Annotated in this window: 16 protein-coding genes; 9 read left to right on the top strand and 7 right to left on the bottom strand. The window is 38.0% G+C overall.

Annotation, left to right across the window (positions count from 1 at the left end; translation table 11 throughout):
- The first annotated feature begins 39 nt into the window (after positions 1-39).
- Entirely contained in the window at positions 40-618 is a 579-nt protein-coding gene (locus R2Q70_RS17975) for an OmpH family outer membrane protein (RefSeq protein ID WP_010602608.1), read from the top strand.
- Positions 619-790: 172 nt separating this feature from the next.
- Positions 791-1,609 (top strand): glutamate racemase, encoded by an 819-nt coding sequence (gene murI / locus R2Q70_RS17970; protein ID WP_316808930.1) that lies wholly within the window; start codon positions 791-793, stop codon positions 1,607-1,609.
- Positions 1,610-1,772: 163 nt separating this feature from the next.
- Here the strand turns inward: murI and R2Q70_RS17965 are convergent, their stop codons facing one another.
- From R2Q70_RS17965 to R2Q70_RS17950, 4 genes are all read right to left on the bottom strand, one after another.
- Complete coding sequence (locus R2Q70_RS17965) at positions 1,773-2,912, bottom strand: cytochrome-c peroxidase (protein WP_316808929.1); 1,140 nt, start codon at positions 2,910-2,912, stop codon at positions 1,773-1,775.
- A gap of 4 nt (positions 2,913-2,916) precedes the next feature.
- Positions 2,917-4,482, bottom strand: coding sequence for a DUF6850 family outer membrane beta-barrel protein (locus tag R2Q70_RS17960; protein WP_316808928.1), 1,566 nt, complete (start codon positions 4,480-4,482; stop codon positions 2,917-2,919).
- Positions 4,483-4,632: 150 nt separating this feature from the next.
- The gene (locus R2Q70_RS17955; RefSeq protein WP_316808927.1) at positions 4,633-5,958 is read right to left on the bottom strand and encodes a DUF4876 domain-containing protein; all 1,326 of its coding nucleotides are present in this window, start codon (positions 5,956-5,958) and stop codon (positions 4,633-4,635) included.
- Positions 5,959-5,967: 9 nt separating this feature from the next.
- Positions 5,968-8,760 (bottom strand): TonB-dependent receptor domain-containing protein, encoded by a 2,793-nt coding sequence (locus R2Q70_RS17950; RefSeq protein WP_316808926.1) that lies wholly within the window; start codon positions 8,758-8,760, stop codon positions 5,968-5,970.
- A gap of 234 nt (positions 8,761-8,994) precedes the next feature.
- Between R2Q70_RS17950 and R2Q70_RS17945 the strand changes: the two genes are divergently transcribed.
- Together R2Q70_RS17945 and R2Q70_RS17940 are read left to right on the top strand one after the other, a co-directional pair.
- On the top strand, positions 8,995-10,896 hold the full coding sequence (locus tag R2Q70_RS17945) for an amidophosphoribosyltransferase (RefSeq protein WP_316808925.1): 1,902 nt from the start codon (positions 8,995-8,997) through the stop codon (positions 10,894-10,896).
- A 193-nt stretch (positions 10,897-11,089) separates the two neighbouring features.
- Positions 11,090-11,653 (top strand): hypothetical protein, encoded by a 564-nt coding sequence (locus R2Q70_RS17940; RefSeq protein ID WP_316808924.1) that lies wholly within the window; start codon positions 11,090-11,092, stop codon positions 11,651-11,653.
- A gap of 12 nt (positions 11,654-11,665) precedes the next feature.
- Here the strand turns inward: R2Q70_RS17940 and R2Q70_RS17935 are convergent, their stop codons facing one another.
- Complete coding sequence (locus R2Q70_RS17935; RefSeq protein ID WP_316808923.1) at positions 11,666-12,292, bottom strand: LysE family translocator; 627 nt, start codon at positions 12,290-12,292, stop codon at positions 11,666-11,668.
- Between the two features lie 144 nt (positions 12,293-12,436).
- Here R2Q70_RS17935 and R2Q70_RS17930 point away from each other — a divergent pair, with 144 nt between their 5' ends.
- The 5 genes from R2Q70_RS17930 (at position 12,437) to R2Q70_RS17910 (ending at position 18,572) form a co-directional block, all read left to right on the top strand.
- Positions 12,437-13,870, top strand: a complete 1,434-nt coding sequence (locus R2Q70_RS17930; protein ID WP_316808922.1) for an MFS transporter — start codon at positions 12,437-12,439, stop codon at positions 13,868-13,870.
- Between the two features lie 62 nt (positions 13,871-13,932).
- Positions 13,933-14,391: a dCMP deaminase family protein gene (locus R2Q70_RS17925; RefSeq protein WP_316808921.1), complete on the top strand. Its 459-nt coding sequence runs from the start codon at positions 13,933-13,935 to the stop codon at positions 14,389-14,391.
- A gap of 147 nt (positions 14,392-14,538) precedes the next feature.
- A complete protein-coding gene (guaA, locus tag R2Q70_RS17920) occupies positions 14,539-16,068 on the top strand; it encodes a glutamine-hydrolyzing GMP synthase (protein WP_316808920.1) in 1,530 nt (509 codons plus the stop codon).
- A 108-nt stretch (positions 16,069-16,176) separates the two neighbouring features.
- Positions 16,177-17,391: an ABC transporter substrate-binding protein gene (locus tag R2Q70_RS17915; protein ID WP_316808919.1), complete on the top strand. Its 1,215-nt coding sequence runs from the start codon at positions 16,177-16,179 to the stop codon at positions 17,389-17,391.
- A 20-nt stretch (positions 17,392-17,411) separates the two neighbouring features.
- A complete protein-coding gene (locus R2Q70_RS17910) occupies positions 17,412-18,572 on the top strand; it encodes an RsmB/NOP family class I SAM-dependent RNA methyltransferase (protein WP_316808918.1) in 1,161 nt (386 codons plus the stop codon).
- 295 nt (positions 18,573-18,867) lie between these two features.
- Here R2Q70_RS17910 and R2Q70_RS17905 read toward each other — a convergent pair whose 3' ends face one another.
- Positions 18,868-19,434 (bottom strand): MarC family protein, encoded by a 567-nt coding sequence (locus R2Q70_RS17905; RefSeq protein WP_116170839.1) that lies wholly within the window; start codon positions 19,432-19,434, stop codon positions 18,868-18,870.
- 76 nt (positions 19,435-19,510) lie between these two features.
- The gene (locus tag R2Q70_RS17900) at positions 19,511-20,743 is read right to left on the bottom strand and encodes a porin (RefSeq protein ID WP_316808917.1); all 1,233 of its coding nucleotides are present in this window, start codon (positions 20,741-20,743) and stop codon (positions 19,511-19,513) included.
- Positions 20,744-20,933: the final 190 nt, after the last annotated feature.

The following is a 20,933-nucleotide window of genomic DNA, read 5'->3' as shown; positions in this document are numbered from 1 at the left end:
AGAAAAACAATAAAAAAATAAAAAAAGTAAAATAGAACGATGAGAAAGTTAATTAACGTATTCTTTGTAGCAGCAGGGTTAATGTTTACAGCGAATATGGCAAGTGCGCAACAAAAATTAGGTCACATTAATTCAGAAGATGTTTTTGCTAATCTTCCTGAGGCTAAAACGGCTCAAACTACCTTAGAAACTTTAGGTAAATCTTTACAGGGAAGCATTGATGGAATGATCAAAGAATATCAAACTAAATTGGCTGCTGCCCAGGCTAAAGAAAAAACTTTAAGTGAGGCTAACAAAGAGCAAGTTGGTAAAGAATTACAAGTTGCCGGACAAGAATTACAAGATTTAGAGAAACGCATTACTGATGCCCGTACTAAAGCATCTCAGGATGTAGGTACTAAACAAGGTGAGTTATTCCAACCAATTCAGGCAAAAGTGGCCACTGCAATTTCTGCTGTAGCTAAAGAAAAAGGCTTGGCTTACGTTTTCGATATCGCGAACGGACAAGGTGGTAACAACTTAGTTTTCTGGGAAGGTGGCGATGATATCACTGCTGCAGTTAAAAGTAAATTAGGTATTTCAGCTACTGCTGCTAAACCAGCTGCACCAAAGAAATAAGGTTTTAGTTTTTAGTCTGGAGTAGTGAATCTCCCTGGCTAATTCAAAATATAAAGCGGAATCGAGGCAACTTGGTTCCGTTTTTTTTTGACTAATGTTGTAAGGTTGTAAAAAACATTGTAACGTTGTAAGGTTAAGATTTTATTTTAACGCTTCCACATTTAATCAATACATGCAAAAAACATCGCCAATAGGTATTTTCGATTCTGGTTATGGAGGATTGACGGTTTTTAGGTCTATAGCCGATCGATTGCCAGACTATCAATACGTGTATCTCGGCGATAATGCCCGTTCTCCTTACGGCGATCATTCTTTCGATACCATTTATAAATATACTTTAGAATGCGTGGAATGGCTTTTTGCAAAGGGCTGTGAATTGGTCATTCTGGCCTGTAATACTGCTTCAGCGAAAGCGCTTCGTAGCATTCAGCAAAAAGATTTACCTGCAAAGTATCCGGGTAAACGGGTTTTGGGGGTAATCAGGCCAACGGCCGAAGTGATCAACCAATTTACTTCAAGCAAAACGGTAGGGGTGATGGGAACCAGGGGAACGGTTAATTCTCAATCTTACCTGCTGGAGATTAATAAATTTTTTCCGGAGATAAAGGTTTACCAACAGAGCTGCCCGATGTGGGTGCCGTTAATTGAAAATAATGAGCATCTTCAAAGTGGAGCCGACTTTTTTATTAATGAGTATTGCCACCAGCTGATGACACAGTCAGAGGATATTGATTGTGTTTTATTAGCCTGTACACATTATCCTTTACTGCTGCCTAAGCTTAAGAAAGTTTTTCCAGATTATATCAATATTCTCACGCAGGGCGAAATCGTAGCGACTAGTTTGGTTGATTACCTACAGCGACACCCTGAGATCGAAGAGAAACTGAGCAGGAACCAGGAGAAATCATTTTACACCAGTGGCGATCCGCTGGCATTTGATGAACATGCCTCAATCTTTTTTGGCGAAGATTTGAAATCTGAAAAGATGTAAGTGCAAGGTGGTATCAAAGATGCCTTTAAATGCCTTTATCATGCCCTAGGGTATGACGTTGTATGCGATAGGAAGTACTTAATATCCCTAAGTGAATTGAATAAATTTACGACGAAAACACCAGTCAAGCTAGGGATAATGGTCGAACGGCTATCTAGTAAAATTACTGCGGCAACTTCTCTACCCGAACTAAAACCGTAGGGGAGGTAAGCGCATCTAAAAATGAAACAACGGCATCCTTTTCAGCTTTGCTCAACATTAAACCTTTTAAAAGCTTATCATTTTTAGGCAATAACGGATCATTTTCCTGTTCTGGCCTAACTCTTTGAACAGGCATGCCGATATTGTACATGTTCATCACTCCATCCATATCCGGAAACAGTCCATTATGAAACCAAGGGGCAGTTTTCATTACATTTCTTAATCCAGGCGTTTTAAACTTACCTACATCTTCAGGTTTTTTGGTGACATTGTACAGGCCTAAATCCTCGTATTTGCGCTTGAAATAAGTCAAACCATCATTATGAAACTCATTATCGGTGAACAATGGGCCATTGTGGCAGTTGATGCAACGGGCTTTGGTACGGAACAGATGTAAGCCTACGATTTGTTGGTCAGTTAATGCTTTTTTATCTCGGGCAAGGAAACGATCAAATGGGGTTCTTCTGCTCACAATACTCCGTTGAAAAGTGGCTAAGCTTTCGAAAATCCTTTTATTGGTAATGGTTTTCGAACCAAATGCTGCAGTGAAATATGGTTGATAACCTTTTATTTTTGTCAGTTTTTTAGGCAGTGCTTTCATGTCCTGGTGCATTTCATTGTGTGCTGCCACCGGACTTTCAGCTTGCTCCTCTAAACTTGCTGCTCTTCCATCCCAAAATAAACGTTTGTAAAACCACACATTTTCTAAAGATGGTGCATTGCGGATATTAGTCAGATGATCATGCCCTACAGAAACCTGGCGACCATCAGACCAATGTAAATCTGGCGCATGACAGCTCGAACATGAAATTTGATTAGAGCCTGATAATCGAGGATCGAAAAACAAGATCTTTCCAAGTTCTACAACATTTTTTACCGAATCGTTTTTTAAATCGACCGGAGAGGGTGGAAGTTCTCCCAATTCCTGAAAAACGGCCCCTTTATCTACCGTAGGTTTTGGCCAATGGTCAGTAGGTTTCGAATAAACTTTACGCAAACTATCTATGCTCAATTCATCATCATTATTAAAATTTGTTGATTGAAATGAAAATAAAATCAATCCGGTTAGGACTAAGGCAAGCGTGACAAAAACTTTATTCATGGGGTTAAAAATACAGATTTAAGCTGATATTGGAAGCAAACCGATCTTTGCCGGGGGCCGAAACGATTGTTCTGTTGATTATTTTCTCATCTATTTTTTGCAGATAACCTGCATTAATTTTAAAGGATGCTTGCATAACTTTAAATAATGGGAAACCATATTCGGCAGCCAAATTGCCACCAATAAAAGATGAAGTATTGTACAAATAATCGTGGTAAATTACGTACTGTGTAAAATAAGCTTCATTGGTTTGCAATACAGCAAAACGATCATCCAAAGGCATTATATAGGTAGCTGTGAGGTTTAATGCAAAGTAATGTGCATCATCTTGATTTCTTCTCCAACCTGAACCTGCGCTCAATAAAAGATTCTTATAAAAGACATCATTACCCTTAATACCATCCACACGTTCTTCATCTAGTTGTTCAACCCCAATAAAATGATTAAATTGATTTTTTTCTTGTCGTGTTGTTACAAAAAACTTCGCAGATAAATTGTTTGAGAGGTATTTGTAATTGTTAGCCTTGAAATCAATATTGTAATCTTCACCGTTCTTTGAGATGTAATTAATTAAAGCACTTAAGCTCAGGTTGCGGATTTTCTTGGTCCATAATAAATTCCCAACGGTGGCTTTTAAATTATACTTGGCATACGTTGTAAAACCACTTCCATTTCCAAATAAATAATCTTGGTTTTCTGCAATATATCTTCCTGATAGGTGGAAATTTCCAGCATTTGCTGTGGTAATATCTACATAAATATCGGCACCATTCCTGGTTTGATCATCATTGTAGCGGCGTTCATTTAAAACCGGCCTGCTCTCACCATAGCCGTTAATTAAATGATTGTAATACATCGGGAAGCTCGAACTTTCGTAATAGCGTGGGTTTTTGTAAGCAATGTTTATACGTTCCTGTCCGTAACCATGTCTAATTGCTGCCCCTACTTTGGTAATCGTGCTAATTTGATAGCCCAAAGATAACATGAGGTTAAACTGATACTCCCCAATTCCCCCACGTGGATCATTTGTAGAAAAATGACTGCCCACTTTATAATCTGCCCCTGCGGCAACACTAAGTTTTTCGCTAAAGAAATTTTTGTTCGCCATGGTTTTAAAATCGTAAACATTACGCTCGTAATGTACATAAGCCGGCGAGCCAAAGTAATAAGGGGTGCTGGTATTGCTACGGGTTTGGTGTGCAAAACGAGTGCTGTCTTCATAGCTTTTCCTATACGAAAATCCACCAAATAGTTTGATGGTACCCAGTTTTATCGTTCCTTCAGTTTCAATTTTATTGCTTTGCAAACTTGTGGCATTTTGCGATGCATTATAAAGCCCTCTATCGTATTGATAACTCATTGCAGCCTTGCTTATATGATCGGGCATTAAATTATTGAGATAATAACTGCTCGATTTTGCAAAGTTGAACATTTGCTGGCTGGTAGAATCAGCATAGAACTGATTTGATGTTATAGCCCGTTTCATATCTCTTCCATCACTTACCGTTTGGGCACAAACTGAAAATGGAATGATGAAAACAAATAGATAAAGGAGAAATTTTGTATTCATTTATATGTTAAAAAGAGGTTGTATCATAAACATAGATTGTTATCCCGACCTTGTTCAAGTACCTACTAAAGGCAATTTTAAGGTATTGCTACAGGTTCAATGTTAAAGCGTTCTGAGAAATTTGTTTTATGATACAACCTCATTTGATTGTTATTTAAATCCTCTTGGATTTGCAAGATTGAAATAATCGAAATCTTCAGTGCTATTATTGGTATCTTTTAGAATTACACGGCCGTTGACAGATTTCTCTGTTTTTCTAATAATAGATTGAGATGTGTAAGAACCTAGTGGTACAAATGTAAAGCCAGCATCTAAACTTGCATCGTATTTTTTAGGGATACGGTCTGCAACTTCATTCGGCTGAACTTCTACAGCATCAATTACCCATTTGTTTGGGATCTGATAGTATTTTGTAGAAGTTGAACCTGGCGTTGCCTTTGTTGGAAGGTTGTACTGTGGCCAATCTTTTGGCTTTTGTGTACCGTCTACTTTAATCAAAGCATAAGAGTAACGGCCTGGATTATCAAAAATCATATCCGTTCCAAAATATTGTAAAACTTCTAAGTTTGGTACCGATGGATTATCGATGTCAGATGCCAATGGTTTACTTAACAAAGGCGCATAGTAAGCTTCGAAATCAGCTTTGCTTAAGTCGATAGTTAGATCTGCATTTAAAACGCTAATGGCTTTTCCATCAACACCAGTGTATGGACTTTTGTGATTAATTGCGGTTTGCGCTACCACGATGCTGGTTCCGGGTTGTACGGGATATTGCTTTCCTGTACCCGGAATCATCAAAAATGCTCTTGCGTAAATGTAATCGTTATTTGCATCGATATTGGCTGGCATATTTACCGATTTGCTCCAATCGTACTGGCTGCTTGCCGTAACGTTGTAAGTTGCTGCACTGGTTTTGGTTACCAAACCGACAGTTTCTGCAAAGTAAAGACTATCTGCATAAAGTACTTTATCACTGTTGTTATAAAATTCGATAAACTGATCGCGATAAAGAGCGCCATTTACTCTATCAGAACCCGCAAAATAAACCTGCTTAATTACCCAATCTCCAGTAGTGCCGGTTACCAGATTTAAGGCAACAGTTTCACTAAAATTAACTGTAATTTGTTTCTTTTTAACAGATGCATTGTAAGTTACGTCTTTAGTTACCAAAGTGCCTGTTAAAGCGCTGTAATCGGCAGCAGAAATGGTTGCAGATGCATCAATATCGTAAAAACCCGGAGCCAATTGGGGAACTATAAGCGTGCCTTTATCGTTCACTGTAAAGTTTTGCGCAATTTTGGTATCGATGTTGGTTACCTTAACCTTTATCTCGGTTAAAGGCAATTGGTAATTGCTCGCTTGTAAGTTATACGCTAATTTTACATTTACATCTACAGGCTGAATGTCGGTAGAATTGTTTTTTTTGCAGGATGCTAAAATCGAAACTGCAAGAAGTAAGTAGAGATACTTTTTCATTTTTAAAATTTAAAGTTTAATTGAAATCTCTGCGCCAAAAGATGGTGCAGAACTTGGATAAATGTAACTGCCTGATGTATTGATATAATAAGGTTGATAATTGAATACGTTATATACATTGAAAGAGAAACGGAATCTCTTTTTAATTTCTTTTGCCAAACTCAAATGGAAGTTGGGAATTACACGAGGAATATTATTCTCATTGATCTCTGATGCGGGTTTATAAAGATGACCATAATCAAGATTAAGCGCATCGAAATTTGGAATATCAATATATCTGCCTTCTCTTGTGAGGTAAGCATAAGGAATACCAGCGGTTTCAGATTGAACTGTTTTTTGAAGTAAAGAGAACTCAGCGATAAAATTAACAATTAAGCTGATTTTGGGAATGTGTGTAGATGAGCTTATTCTGGCATTACTTAAGAATGAAACCCTTTTCTCCGGTTCGTAATATCCAATGATGGCGTAGTCGGGCCTTGTTGAACCATTATCTTCAAAACTGTCCAATTTTGGACTTTTGGTTTCATAGTTGGTTCTGAACAAACCGCCACTAACGTTAAACGTTGTAGAAATGGCTTTAATTTTTGGCGTATTCAAAATAAGTTCTACACCTTGATTATCAGATAATAAGTCGTTTCCAAAATAAGAATATTGAAAGCCAACTATTCGTGTTCCGGTTTGGGTTAACATTGGCTGTTGGCCTGGTCTAATAGTGGCTACATAAGTTGGTAATTTTACATAATTGCGTTGGCTAATAGTGTTAATGCCATTACGATTTTGTTTGTTGAACAAGCTTAATGAAAGATTAAATTCTTTTAATTTAAGTTGTGAAGTAAACTCAAATGTTTGGCTTTTTGATGATTTTAAATTACTCGAATTATGATCATAACGATTAACATAAACCAGATAAATGCTTTCCGCCGCATTCCCGTTAAAAGAATTTATAATTGGAATTTCAAAATAAGTTGGGCCAGGGTAGCGCTGGCCTAACGATGGGGATTTAAAGGATAAACCATAAGAGAAGCCAAAACGAAGATTTTGGTCAACAGCATAGTTCATGTTCAGCCTTGGAGAAAAAGAGGGCAGTGCATTTTGGATATCGTACCTTAAGCCAGCCCTAACGTTTAAATCGCGGTTGAACATCTTCACTTTGAATAAATCTTCCAAATAAAAACCTACGTTTCTTTGGGGTACGGCCAAGTTAAAATCGTAATAACGTTCTGACCGGTTTGGGGTTAAAGAAGTAGTAGCAGCCGCAGTTTGTGCCCTAGGCCTGCTCGGATCGAGCACTTGTCCATCACCTTTATTAACCCCATAATCATAACTCACACCGAAACCCAAAAAGTGTGTAATCTCCCCCATTTTGAAATCAGCATTAAAATCCAGCTTCGCTGAAGCATTAACTGGTCGCCCATCAATTAAAGATGCTGCGGTGTAAATTCCTGGAGCATAACTACCTTCGTGAATACCGGTTGTAGTGGCATCGGAAACAATCAGATATGGTTCATTTCTAAACTGTTCTCTGTAACTTACTTGATGCCCCTCTGCATACCTTAAATTTAGCGATGCACTTTTTAAAAAGTTACTGTTTATGCGGTAATTAGATCTGTTGGCCACGCTAAAATTCCAACTATCAAAACGAAGAATGGTCCTGGTGATGTCATCGTTATCGCCCCGCAAGCCATCGAGGTTTCGGCCATAGTCTAAACTTAAAGTATTTTTTAATCTTTTCTCTATCCCAAAAGAATTTGAGTACATCGCCGAGGTATTAATTCTTTTGTAGGCTTTTAAACGGTCGCGGTTATCGCCAAAGGAATTAACGTAGTTGATGCCAACATTCACGGCGCCAGCTTTTTCTGAAATTTTAAAACCCTGGGAATAGCCATAAGATGTAGCATTGTCGCGAATTTGCATTCTTAAGTATCCAGGTGCTTTACCAGCCTGGCGATCGATTATTACCGCTCCATCGGTCAAATCGCCATATTTTGCGGGGGCAACCCCAGAAATTACTTCAATGTTTTCAATATTATCGGCTGGAATCTGACGTAAATCCGTTCCACTGAAAGCAAAATCGCCTGAGTACGAAGTAACCGGACTGCCGTTTACGCTTGGTGTTGCTGCACCGTTTAAACCACTATAAGAACCAGAAATTAACGAATTGCCTGCACCCAATAAACCTGGGTTAAAACTTTGCATGTTCATGTTATTGCTAATCGCATTTCCATCAACAATAATGGCAACCCCAAAAGAGTTGTTCATTTCGAATGCACCACGGCCGTTGGTGGTTGGTGCAAAACTCGATCTCAACGTAATGTTTTGCACACTTTGCAAAGATGGTGCAACAATTTTTCTGTTCGGCAGTTGATTAAGCAAATCGGCCACACTTAAGGCAGGAGTTTGCTCGATAATGTCTCTAGAAATTATCAGTGATGAATTTGATTGTCCTTCATAATTACGTTTAGCATTAATGTCAATCGTTTCTAAACTTAGGTTTAGTTCTTTTAAAATAACATTACCGAGGTTTGTGCCATTTCCTGAAATCAGCACTTTTTTAACAAGTTTTTGATAACTGATAAATGTAAACTCTAATGTTAGTGTATTATTAGATAAGTTTTTTACCGGAAGCTTAAACGAACCATCAGGTGCCGTTATTCCATACTGATTGGTTTCAATAATTTTGATGTTGGCCGAAGGAATAGGTTTATTCTGTTGATCTATTACCTTACCTTCAATAAACATTCCCTGTTGCGCTTGGGCAGAGATTGCGAACAATAATAATACGAATATGTAAACTCTCTTCAAGTAATTAATAATTGTGAGTATGAAAACTCAGACGAAATTCATTTTTTTTGCAAAGATGTAAATTTGCAGCCTCTTTACAAAACTATTTAGACTAATTCCAAATAATTTAACATTTTGGCGTTATAAGTGTTGGAAATGCATCATTTCAAATTAACTCGTTTGTGACAAAAGAAAATACTTTTGTTTAGGTTGTGATGTTTTAAAAGGATAACTTTGCGGCTTCAAACCTACACAATGAGTGATCAGATAAAACACGAATGCGGAATCGCTTTTATTCGCCTGTTAAAACCACTTTCTTACTACCAGCAAAAGTACGGTACAGCACTTTACGGCCTTAACAAATTATACCTTTTAATGGAGAAACAGCATAACCGGGGCCAGGATGGCGCAGGTATTGCCACCATTAAACTGGATATGAAACCTGGCAGTAGGTACATTAGCCGATACCGGAGCATGGCTTCGAATGCGGTAGCAGATATCTTCGAATACGTACAGAATAAGTTCGTAGATATACAAGAAAACACACCTGAATTAATGCAGGATACAGAGTGGCTCAAAAACAATGTTAGCTTTATTGGCGAGGTGTTATTGGGCCATTTGCGTTATGGTACACATGGTAAAAACAGTATCGAAAATTGCCATCCTTTTTTAAGGCAAAATAACTGGATGACCCGTAATTTGGTAATTGCCGGTAACTTTAACATGACCAATGTTGATGAGTTATTGGAGCAATTGTATGAGTTAGGGCAACATCCAAAAGAAAAAGCAGATACCGTTACCGTTTTGGAGAAAATTGGTCACTTCTTAGATGATGAAAATCAAGACCTCTTTGATCAGTACAAAAAAGAAGGACATGATAACGTATCCATCACACACAAAATATCCGATCATTTAGACATTGCAAATATCCTTCGCCGCTCGGCTAAAACCTGGGATGGTGGTTATTCTATTTGTGGTATGGTAGGTAACGGCGATTCATTCATCATGCGTGATCCGGCAGGTATTCGCCCGGCGTATTATTATTATGATGATGAAATTGTAGTGGCTGCTTCTGAAAGACCGGCTTTACAAACGGCCTTCAATATTCAGTTTAAAGATGTGAAGGAAATTGATCCTGGTCATGCTTTAATCATTAAAAAAAACGGCGAGGTGAGCATGGAACAATTCCGCGAACCTACTGAAAGATTATCTTGTTCTTTTGAACGCATCTATTTTTCAAAAGGAAGTGATGTGGAGATCTATCGTGAACGTAAACAGTTAGGCCGTTTATTGAGTGATAAAATTCTGCAGGCTGTTAATTATGATTTGAAAAACACTGTATTTTCTTTTATTCCAAACACAGCTGAAGTCGCATTCTTCGGAATGGTTGATGGTGTTCAGCAATATGTACGCAGGCACCAGAAAGATATACTTCTACATAAGAAAGAAGAACTGACTGATGAGCAACTGGAAGATTTATTATCGTTAGCGCCAAGGGTTGAAAAACTTGCCGTTAAAGATGTAAAATTGAGAACCTTCATTACCCAGGATGCGGATAGAAGTGAAATGGTAGCCCACGTTTACGATACAACTTACGGTATCATCAATAATCATCAGGATACTCTGGTAGCATTAGATGATTCAATTGTTCGTGGTACTACCTTGAAACAAAGCATCATTAAAATCGTAGATCGGTTACATCCGAAAAAAATTATCATTGTTTCTTCTGCACCTCAAATCCGTTACCCTGATTGTTATGGTATCGATATGAGTAGAATGGGGCAGTTTGTAGCTTTCGATGCAGCAATTCAGTTATTAACTGAGCGTGGCATGTGGCAGGTTATTGAAGATGTTTATGCAAAATGTAAAGCGTCTTTATTGCTGCCTAAAGAGGAGATAGTAAATCATGTGAAAGATATTTACAGACCATTTACACCAGAAGAAATTTCTGCTAAAATTGCACAAATTATTACGCCAAAAGGTACAGTTGCCGAGGTGGAAGTGATTTATCAAAGTTTAGAAAACTTGCATGAAGCTTGTCCGAAAAATAAAGGTGATTGGTATTTTTCTGGTAACTACCCAACTCCTGGTGGAAATAAAGTGGTAAATAAGGCTTTTATCAACTGGAAAGAAGGAAATAACCAGCGGGCATATTAAAACTCCTCGAAGAATTAGAAGATTAGATAGCTCACATTTTATGTGGGCTATTTTTTTTTCTTGAAAAAATATAGAGTAACGTGAATAATCAACGAATCTGGAGGTGTTTTTCAGTACTAATGCCATCAATCATTATGATCAGATTTAACAGTTTGAAAAAAACATTTCGACAGGTGTACATGTTAATTCCACTATGAAAAATTTGATAAAATCCTGCGTAATATTTGCCATTTGTTTGGCATTTGGTTGTTCTGATAGTAGCCAGCAAAAGGTAACCAACGCGATAGATAATACGAGCGATAGCATTTCTAATAAGTTATCTGAATTAAATGATACACTTAAAAATGTACGCGATGAGCTTAAGAGTAAAATTCCAAAAGTTGAGATCAATGTTAGCAAAAGCGTTCCGATTGGTTTGCAGTGGATCAGTTTCGAAAGTGAGAAAGGTACTGCCCAAATAACTAAAAAGGCAGATAACTGGTTTGCCGTAAAGGGCGAGCAAACCAATAGCCGGAATGAATATCTTAAAATTGATGGGCGGATGAAAAGATTGGATGCCAATCGGGTTTCGTTTGAAGGTACCCTCATAACCTATATTAAAGATAATAATGGAGGTGTGCCCTGCGAAAAAACTGGTGCTCAGGTATTTTTAAAAAAGGGCGACAGAGCTTATTATCGTCTTCAAAATATGGAAAACTGTGCCGGCGGTAGATTGCTAGATTATGTTGATATCTATAATCTTGATGAAGTGCTATAAACCTGTTCTTGATCAGGCGTAAAACTGAATATAGGTTTTATAAATCAGCCAGAAGGCAAAGAAGATGATCACTACGCCAGCTATTTTATTCAACGTTTTCAAAGCATCTTCCTTTATTTTGTAACGGAGTTTACTGGAGTAAAAACTTTTAGCGCCATCTATGCTCAACTGAGTAGCCATAGCGATAAAGAAACAAACCAGTTTCTCGTTTAGCATATTATTGAGTTTAACGGAAATGATTCCGCTAACAATAATCCAGAACATCAAGGTTGAAGGAGTGAGGATGCACATCAGGAAACCTTTTAAAACGTAACCTCTTTTACTAACTTTTTGAAGGGTTTTTGAATCATAATTCACCTTCATTTTCGATACCAGGTAATATATTCCTACAGCGAGTAAGAAAACTCCGCCAATAGAACCAACATATTTATCAAAACTCGCTTTGTAATCAAAAAACTGGCTGCCAAAAAGCACCAGTGCAATTAAAATAACATCACTAATTATAACTCCAATAGCCAAAGAAAAGCCTGCCATAAAGCCCCTTTCTATACTGGTTTTAATCATTGCAAAAAATACCGGACCTGTTAAAAACGACGAAATAATCCCTGCCCCAATACCTAATAATATGGCTTCAAACATGTATTGTATTGTTTATAATATGCGAATATGCAATTTTATACCTAAACATGGCACATTTATTTTTGTTGCATTAGTTGCATAAAAGTTACCCTCAGTTAACTTTTTTTTATCTATGTTTAGCCCCACTAAAACTAAATTTTAAAAATGAGTTCAGAACAAACACAAACCAAGTGGGCCCAATTTATACCCCTGGTTACCGTATTCTTTTTTTGGGGCTTCGTTGCCGCAAGTAATGATATTTTAATTCCTGTATTTAAGAAAGCTTTTGATCTTTCACAGGCCGAAAGTCAACTGGTTTCTTTAGCATTCTATATTGCTTATACCGTTGGTGCATTAATTTATAACGGTATATCTGTGCTAATGGGTCAAGATATTGTGAATAAATTGGGTTACAAAAATTCCCTGGCGTTAGGCTTGGTTATCTCTGCCGCAGGTACCCTTTTGTTTTACCCAGCCGCTAATTTAGCCTCATTTCCTTTAATGTTGTCGGGTTTGTTCATTGTAGCATTAGGTTTTTCACTACAGCAAACCGTAGCAAACCCTTTGGCGATTGCATTGGGTCCTATCAAAACAGGTTCTCAGCGTTTAACGCTGGCAGGAGGGATTAATAATTTTGGTACAACCATCGGACCACTAATTGTGAGTTTTGCAATTTTTGGATCAGCAGCAAATGCCAGTTCAGATATCAGCATTGAAAGTGTAAAAGTTCCTTATCTTATTTTGGGTGTTGCATTTATCGCCGTTGCTATTTTCTTAAAATTATCTTCGCTGCCTGATCGCCCGGCTTTGGTTGAGGCAAAAACGGAAGAAGTGGGTGCTAAAGGTTCAGCTTTGAAATACCCACAATTGGTTTTGGGTATGATCGCCATTTTTGTTTATGTAGGTGTTGAGGTTTCTACAGCAAGCAACCTGCCGGCTTATATGGAAAAAGATTTAGGTTTCGCTCTGCATGATATTGCACCATATATTTCTTTGTATTGGGCAAGTATGATGATTGGTAGATGGACGGGTGCAGTTGAGGCTTTTACCGACAACGTTCAGACTCAAAAAGTACTTAGATTTGTGGCACCTTACCTGGCTTTCGGAATTTTCTTAGCGGTAAATGCTATCGCTGATCACGATTTAGCCCCTTTCTATGTTTATGGTTTAATTATTCTTGTTTTAATTATTGCTGATATGGCGAGTAAGGGTAATCCTGCAAGAATGTTATTAATCTTCTCGGGGATTGGTATTTTAGCGCTACTTATTGGAATGTTCACAACAGGCATGGTAAGTGTTTACGCCATCACCAGTGTAGGGTTATTTTGCAGTACTTTATGGCCATGTATTTTCACTTTAGCGGTTAGCGGCTTGGGTAAACATACCAGTCAAGGTAGTAGTTTCCTGATCATGATGATTATGGGCGGTGGTATCATCAGCTGGTTACAAGGTGCGGTTTCGGAAGTTACCGGTATTCAATATAGTTACATTGTAGGGATTCTTTGTTTTGCTTACCTGGCATTTTATGCCTGGAGAGTTAGCGGTATCCTTCGGTCTCAGGGAATTAATTTCGATCAGAAAATTTCTGGCGGACATTAATTTTTAATAAGCTATTTTTACAGCCACAAAGATTTATGCTTTGTGGCTTTTTTATTTTTAGCATGACCAACAAACCAAGTTTCGATACCATATTTATGAATCTCGCCACCGATTTGGCTGCCCGTTCGCATTGCGTACGTGCTCATGTTGGTGCGGTTTTAACAAAAGATACCCGTATTATTTCTATTGGCTACAATGGTCCGCCAGCAGGAACACACAATTGCGATGAGGAATGGCCAGAACATGGTTGTGCAAGAGACAGCAAGGGAAGCTGCTCACTGGCTTTACATGCGGAAGAAAATGCAATTCTTTACGCATCTAAAAACGGATCGAAGATAGAAGGATGTACGCTATACACCACATTGTCGCCGTGTATTGCCTGCGCCCGTTTAATCTTATCATCAGGGATAAAATTGGTTTACTATTCACAATCGTATGCAGCCTATAAAGGTTTGCCTAGCGACGAAGGCGTAGACTTTCTCAGGAAATTTGGGGTAGAGGTGAAGTTGATAGAAGCTTAACTGCCGAAATGGGTAATTGGTTAATTGTGAAATGGCTAAATTGGTGAATTGTTAAGCTTATTGCTAACAACTCTCAACGAATAACTTGCAGCCAGAAAATAACAATAAAACAATTTAACAATTCCCTTTCTTTCTCTATCTTTGCGGATGCAAGAAAAAATCATTATCGTCGATTTTGGTTCGCAATTTACACAACTCATCGCCCGTCGAGTTCGCGAACTAAATATTTACTGTGAAATCTATCCATACAACAACCTTCCTGAAATTTCAGAAGATGTAAAAGGTGTTATCTTCTCAGGTAGCCCGTATTCTGTTCGTCAGGATGATGCCCCTCAAATTGATTTATCAAAATATCATAACAAGTATCCTTTATTGGCGGTTTGTTATGGTGCGCAATATATCGCACAACAATCTGGCGGTCAGGTGCAGGCGTCTTCAACACGTGAGTACGGTCGTGCAAACTTAAGTTTCGTAAACCAGGAAAATAAGCTATTCAAGGGGATCAACATCGATTCACAAGTTTGGATGAGCCATGGTGATACCATTACTGATATGCCTGCAAATGCAGAATTAATTGCCAGCACAGAGAGCGTAAAAGTTGCAGCTTATCATATTAAAGATTCAAATACTTATGCCATACAATTTCACCCTGAAGTTACACACAGTATCGACGGAAAGGTTTTATTAGAAAACTTCCTGGTTGATATTTGCGGTTGTAGCCAGGACTGGACTTCGGCAGCGTTTATAGAAACTACCATCGCAGAATTACAGCAAACCTTAGGTAATGATAAAGTTGTTTTAGGTTTATCAGGCGGCGTAGATAGTAGTGTAGCAGCTGTGTTATTACACAAAGCGATAGGCACAAATTTACATTGTATTTTTGTTGATAATGGCTTACTGCGTAAGGATGAATATGCACAAGTGCTTGAGCAATACAAACACATGGGCTTAAACATTAAGGGCATCGATGCTAAAGATCGTTTCTTAAGCCAGCTTGCCGGATTAACTGACCCGGAATTGAAACGTAAGGCGATTGGACGAGTATTTATCGAAGTTTTTGATGATGCAGCACATGAGGTAACAGGTGTAAACTGGTTAGGTCAGGGTACCATTTATCCTGATGTAATCGAATCTATTTCAGTAAATGGTCCTTCAGCTACCATCAAATCGCACCACAATGTGGGTGGTTTACCAGATTTTATGAAACTGAAAGTGGTCGAGCCGTTAAAAACGCTATTCAAAGATGAGGTTCGCAGGGTAGGTAAAGCTTTAGGAATCGATGATGTGATTCTTGGCCGCCATCCTTTTCCAGGACCAGGTTTAGGTATTCGTATTTTGGGTGAGGTTACCGCAGAAAAAGTAGCCATACTGCAAGATGCTGATGCCATTTACATCAATGAACTGAAAGCCGCTGGATTATACGATAAAATCTGGCAGGCTGGATCAATCTTCTTACCAGTGCAATCTGTTGGTGTAATGGGCGATGAGCGTACCTACGAAAATGTGATTGCGCTTCGTGCTGTTGAATCAGTAGATGGTATGACTGCAGATTGGTGCCATTTGCCTTATCCGGTGCTTGCGAAAATTTCAAATGAGATTATTAATAAGGTGAAAGGTATTAACAGGGTTGTTTACGATATCAGTTCTAAACCACCTGCAACCATTGAATGGGAATAATTTAAGTTGACAGTTTTTCTCTCAGTTAACTACATTATCAATAAAATATAAGTGATGCTAGCAAGGTGGAATAAACTTTGCTAGCATATTTTGTTAAAAACAGCAGGTATGAATTTTAGAAACTGTTACTATATTTTAGTTTTCTTTATTTTAGTTTTAGGAGCTTGTTCTCCTAAAATAAGAACTTCTAAAACACCAACCAGTAAACCTGTTGAAAAGGAAAAACCTGAAGAAAAAAAGAAAACGGTTAAGAAATTCACACAAGCGAGTGTGTCGTTGCTTGCACCTTTTAAACTCGATGAGCTGAATTTAAAAACAGCTACCAAGGCTGATGTAGAAAAATATGCGATGCCGATCGATTTTTACCAGGGGTTTAAGTTGGGTTTAGATTCGGTAGCTGCTTCAGGCTTAAACTTTAAACTTAATGTTTTTGATACGCAGGATGATAATGCTCATATTGCAGTACTATACAAAAATGAACGGTTTAAACAGAGTAATTTAATTGTTGGTCCGGTATTTCCTGACGGGCAAAAATTTATGTCGGCTTATGCAAAGGAAAACAATATCGCTGTAGTTTCCCCTTTGGCGGCATCTAATCCTTCAGAGTTTAACAATCCAAATCTCATTTCCATTGTAAACAATATCGATCTTCATGCGCAAAAAATTGCCGCTTATATTGGCAAAAGCTTTAATCCTGCAAACACCATTGTAGTGATTATCAATCCTAAGAAAACTGGAGATGAAGCCTTTGCTTCGCCCATCAGATCCTATCTGGCAAGCAAAACAAAGTTTGTAGTGCAGGAATATGCATCGGCTTATACTTTCGAAACGAAGATGATAAAAGGTAAGCAATATGTTGTTGTGGTTACATCAACGGATAGAACTTTTGTTTTACCTACTATTGAAAAACTGTTCAAGCTAAAAAATCTGCCCTCGGGAGGTTATAATCTTAGTCTTTTTGGTCATCCCAATTGGATAAAACAGAACTATCCAACGGATAAAATGCAGGCGTTAAATACGATAATCAGCTCATCATATAAGATTGATTATAAAAGTGCTGCTGTAATTGCCTTTATCAAAAAATATCGCAAACAGTTCGGTTTCGAACCTGGTGAATATGCTTACAAGGGATTTGATATAGGCTTTTACTTTGGTCAATTGCTAAGTCAATACGGTGAAAATTACCGCGATTACCTTACAAAGGAGAAATATAAGGGGCTTCATAATAATTTTTCATTTATCCATGATGAAAAATTAGGCTATATTAACACCAGTTTAATGCTGTTGAAATACAAAAACTTTGCATTAAATATTATCGAATAATTCACAATTTTTATTTTTCTATGAGGGCTGACCATCAGTTAAGGGCTTTTGAACAAATTTTAAATACTTATGATGGGAATTTGCCCCTGCATCGTTTTTTGCCTGGCTATTTCAAGCAAAACAAGCAAATGGGGTCGTCTGACAGAAGATGGGCAACCAGGCATATTTATAGCTTTTTTAGGCTAGGGAAGGCATTGCCTAATCTGCCTCGCGAGGAAAGGCTTTGTATTGCTGATTTTCTTTGCCACGAAACCTTAAGTGCGGTAGTAGCGCAAAATTCACCCTCGTTACAGTCGGATATTCAGCTTCCGCTAGGAGAGAAAATTAAAATCATTGCAGAAAAATACCCAGATTTTAACCTGGAAGATGTTTTTCCATTTGGAGATGAATTATCTGAAGGAATCAATAAGATTGAGTTTTTTACTTCGTTTTTTAGGCAGCCGGATTTGTTTATCAGGGTGGCATCTGCTGATGTAAAATCGATTATAACAACGCTTGAAGCGGCAGATATTACAGTTAATCAGGTTTCTAAAACTGCTTTGGCATTACCGAATGGTACCAAACTCGAAACGGTATTAAAAGAAGGAACTTATCAGGTTCAGGATTTATCTTCACAGTATACAGGAACCTATTTCGAGCCAAACAAATGGGATAAGTGGTGGGATTGCTGTGCGGCATCTGGTGGTAAATCCCTATTATTACATAGCTTAGAGCCTGTAGTTGAGCTGTTGGTTACAGATTTAAGAGAATCAGTGCTGATGAATCTTGATGAGCGTTTTCGCCTTGCAGGAATCAGGAAATACCATAAAAAAGAGTTAGACCTTTTGAAAAATAATGATCAGGTTCTGCACCATTATCAATTTGACGGGATTATTTTAGATGCACCTTGTACAGGCGCCGGAACCTGGGGAAGAACACCAGAAATGCTTACCTTTTTTGAAGAAAAGAAGATTAATCAATTTGCAGCCATTCAGAAGGCTATCGGACCAAACGTTGTAAAATATTTAAAGCCAGGCAAGCCCCTGATTTACATTACCTGTTCTGCGTTTGCTGCTGAGAACGAAGCGGTGGTGCAACACTTAACAGATACTTTACCATTAACGCTTGAAAAAATGGAGGTAATCAAAGGGTATCAAAATAATGCCGATACCATGTTTGTAGCCAGGCTCATCAAAATTTAGTTGCATCAAAGGCTTTGTCGTTGATGTTTGTCTACATTAGCGTTTAGACAGGTTTATACATGCTCAAACCAGGATTTGAAGTTCTTTTTAAGGTATTTCACTGCTTCAATTAAAACAGCAATTGCCCCGATAATTAACGTATATTCCTCGAAGCTGTTCATCTTTGGTTAGCTTTATGTTTAGATGAATATACGAAATTTTTGTTACAGTACGATCTTGTATCCGGTAAAGATTTCTTCGGCTTCGGTCTACATGATGATTGGCTTACGGAAGATTTCTTTCCTGAGATTTTGATCTACAATCCCGTATTATTTCTGAATAATTTAATAGCGATAGCCAATAAAATTACGCCAAATGCTTTGCGAAGAATGTTTAATCCGGTTTTACCAAAGAGCTTTTCTAAACGTTCGGTATTTTTTAACACGAAGTAAACGAAAAGCATATTCAGGATAATACCCACCAAAATATTCTGAGTTTGATATTCAGTTTTGAGTGAGAGCAGTGTGGTCATTGTACCGGCACCCGCAATTAAAGGAAAGGCCAGTGGAACTATAGAAACCGTTTCTGGCGCTTCTTCTTTAAAGATGGTTAAACCCAAAACCATTTCCATTGCAATGAAAAAAATTACAAATGAGCCGGCAATAGCAAACGATTCTACATCAAGTCCAATCACCTTTAATAATGATTCTCCCAGGAATAGAAATAAAATCATCAGTGCCGTAGCTACAATTGATGCTTTTTCAGATTCAATATGTCCCGCTTTCCTACGAAGTTCGATCACTACCGGAATTGATCCTAAAATATCAATAATGGCGAAAATTACCATTGTAGTTGTCAGAATCTGGTTGAAGTCGAACTTCATGAAATCATATTTCATAGGGAACAAATTTACCCAAAGGTAAAGCAATTGTATTAAATACTTATTATCAAACCATTTATTAAAAGTAGAATTGTGTTCTCAAGGTGAACACATTATCTTTCCTGTCTTCAGTGTAGCCAGAAATCTGGGTCGATTCATTTTTGATCACATCATAATATATTACCGCTTTAAAATGAGGATTGAAATGATGCAGGAAGCCAAACCCAAACGTGTCGAACCGAACATCAGCGGCAGTTAATCCTTTTAGTTCTGAAATATCCATTCCTGCAACTTTCGCATTTGGATCGTACCAATCATATTTAAAAATCAATTGATTATCCGTACTATTTAAGGTTTGTACGAAAGTAAAATAGGCCCCGTTAAAATTTCTGGTGTAGTAGGGGAGTGCTACCGATTTATTATCAACCGGATAAGATCCAGGTGTTGCCGAGGTAGTTGCGGTGGCCGATTGTAGTCCTGAAATAACTTCTGCCCTTAATTCCGATTTCCAGCTTTGCACAGATGTTGCTAACTGAACATCAGCGCCGTAATATCGGCGTGGTGCTACCTTATTTATGGTGGTTGCATCAGAATCTTTCACCATGCTTAGGCTTCCATTTAGATTTTCCATTCGGTAGCTTACAGGTAAACGATGATTTAATCCGCCTTGCAACGTACTTATTCCTCCGGCAATAGAAAATCCTAATTTTTTAAATGTGTAAGGTTTGTGGCTCAATCTGGCAATTACGTCTTTGCTGTTGTCAAATTCGCCGGGGCCAGCTAATCCCTGTCCGTTATAAACACCAAGATCTAAAAAAACATTTTTAAGTTTGGCGTCCTTCCAACGTGGATTAAAAGTAAAGGTTGCACCCAAATCACGCTCGGTTCTCATCAAAATCTGCGACATTCTTCCACGTTCAGGCGCTTCTCTGTTCGAGGAGGAAAGTTGTAATTCGTTTCCAAAAGGGCGGCCAGAAAGACCAAGGGTAACATATACTAACTTCCATTTGTTCTCATAATATCGGCCCCAAAAATCCCTCACATTTACCCCTTGCTCAGTTCCGTCAAATTGTAGCACAAAATAGGTTGATTGATTACCTTTATCATCTAATAGCATATAATCTGCCCTTAACCTGCCTCTCCTTAATCGAAAACGGTTATTGCTAAATTCTCCAAAGTTTCCACCTTGATATTCGGCAAGCGTACCATTCGATTGGGCAGCCTGAAACTGAGGCTGCATATAACCGCTGAAAGATAGTGAGCCGTATTTTTTAGAGATGATAAGCAGGTGGTTAACTGTTGTGGAATCCATGATATCGTTAATCGTTCTTTGCGAATAGGATTGGAAGGATAACAATAACAAGAAAGCAAAGGTTGCCAAATGCTTGTATTTAACTGGTTGCATACGTTTCAATGGGTTGTGCTGCAAAGGTACTTTATTAACAATTATTTAACACAAAAAAAGCCCCGACATTTGTCGAGGCTTTGAATTTATTTTAATG

Origin of the sequence: Pedobacter agri, from assembly GCF_032678665.1 — a bacterium.
In the GTDB taxonomy this organism is placed as follows: domain Bacteria; phylum Bacteroidota; class Bacteroidia; order Sphingobacteriales; family Sphingobacteriaceae; genus Pedobacter; species Pedobacter agri_A.
This window is presented reverse-complemented; position numbering and strand designations above follow the sequence as displayed.

Bases quoted from the DNA above. Each gene is read 5' to 3' on its own strand.
- R2Q70_RS17960 (WP_316808928.1), bottom strand. From the start codon at position 4,482: ATGAATACAAAATTTCTCCTTTATCTATTTGTTTTCATCATTCCATTT.
- R2Q70_RS17955 (WP_316808927.1), bottom strand. From the start codon at position 5,958: ATGAAAAAGTATCTCTACTTACTTCTTGCAGTTTCGATTTTAGCATCC.
- R2Q70_RS17905 (WP_116170839.1), bottom strand. From the start codon at position 19,434: ATGAAGTTCGACTTCAACCAGATTCTGACAACTACAATGGTAATTTTC.
- murI (WP_316808930.1), top strand. From the start codon at position 791: ATGCAAAAAACATCGCCAATAGGTATTTTCGATTCTGGTTATGGAGGA.
- guaA (WP_316808920.1), top strand. From the start codon at position 14,539: ATGCAAGAAAAAATCATTATCGTCGATTTTGGTTCGCAATTTACACAA.
- R2Q70_RS17930 (WP_316808922.1), top strand. From the start codon at position 12,437: ATGAGTTCAGAACAAACACAAACCAAGTGGGCCCAATTTATACCCCTG.
- R2Q70_RS17975 (WP_010602608.1), top strand. From the start codon at position 40: ATGAGAAAGTTAATTAACGTATTCTTTGTAGCAGCAGGGTTAATGTTT.
- R2Q70_RS17965 (WP_316808929.1), bottom strand. From the start codon at position 2,912: ATGAATAAAGTTTTTGTCACGCTTGCCTTAGTCCTAACCGGATTGATT.
- R2Q70_RS17910 (WP_316808918.1), top strand. From the start codon at position 17,412: ATGAGGGCTGACCATCAGTTAAGGGCTTTTGAACAAATTTTAAATACT.
- R2Q70_RS17900 (WP_316808917.1), bottom strand. From the start codon at position 20,743: ATGGATTCCACAACAGTTAACCACCTGCTTATCATCTCTAAAAAATAC.
- R2Q70_RS17940 (WP_316808924.1), top strand. From the start codon at position 11,090: ATGAAAAATTTGATAAAATCCTGCGTAATATTTGCCATTTGTTTGGCA.
- R2Q70_RS17915 (WP_316808919.1), top strand. From the start codon at position 16,177: ATGAATTTTAGAAACTGTTACTATATTTTAGTTTTCTTTATTTTAGTT.
- R2Q70_RS17935 (WP_316808923.1), bottom strand. From the start codon at position 12,292: ATGTTTGAAGCCATATTATTAGGTATTGGGGCAGGGATTATTTCGTCG.
- R2Q70_RS17925 (WP_316808921.1), top strand. From the start codon at position 13,933: ATGACCAACAAACCAAGTTTCGATACCATATTTATGAATCTCGCCACC.
- R2Q70_RS17945 (WP_316808925.1), top strand. From the start codon at position 8,995: ATGAGTGATCAGATAAAACACGAATGCGGAATCGCTTTTATTCGCCTG.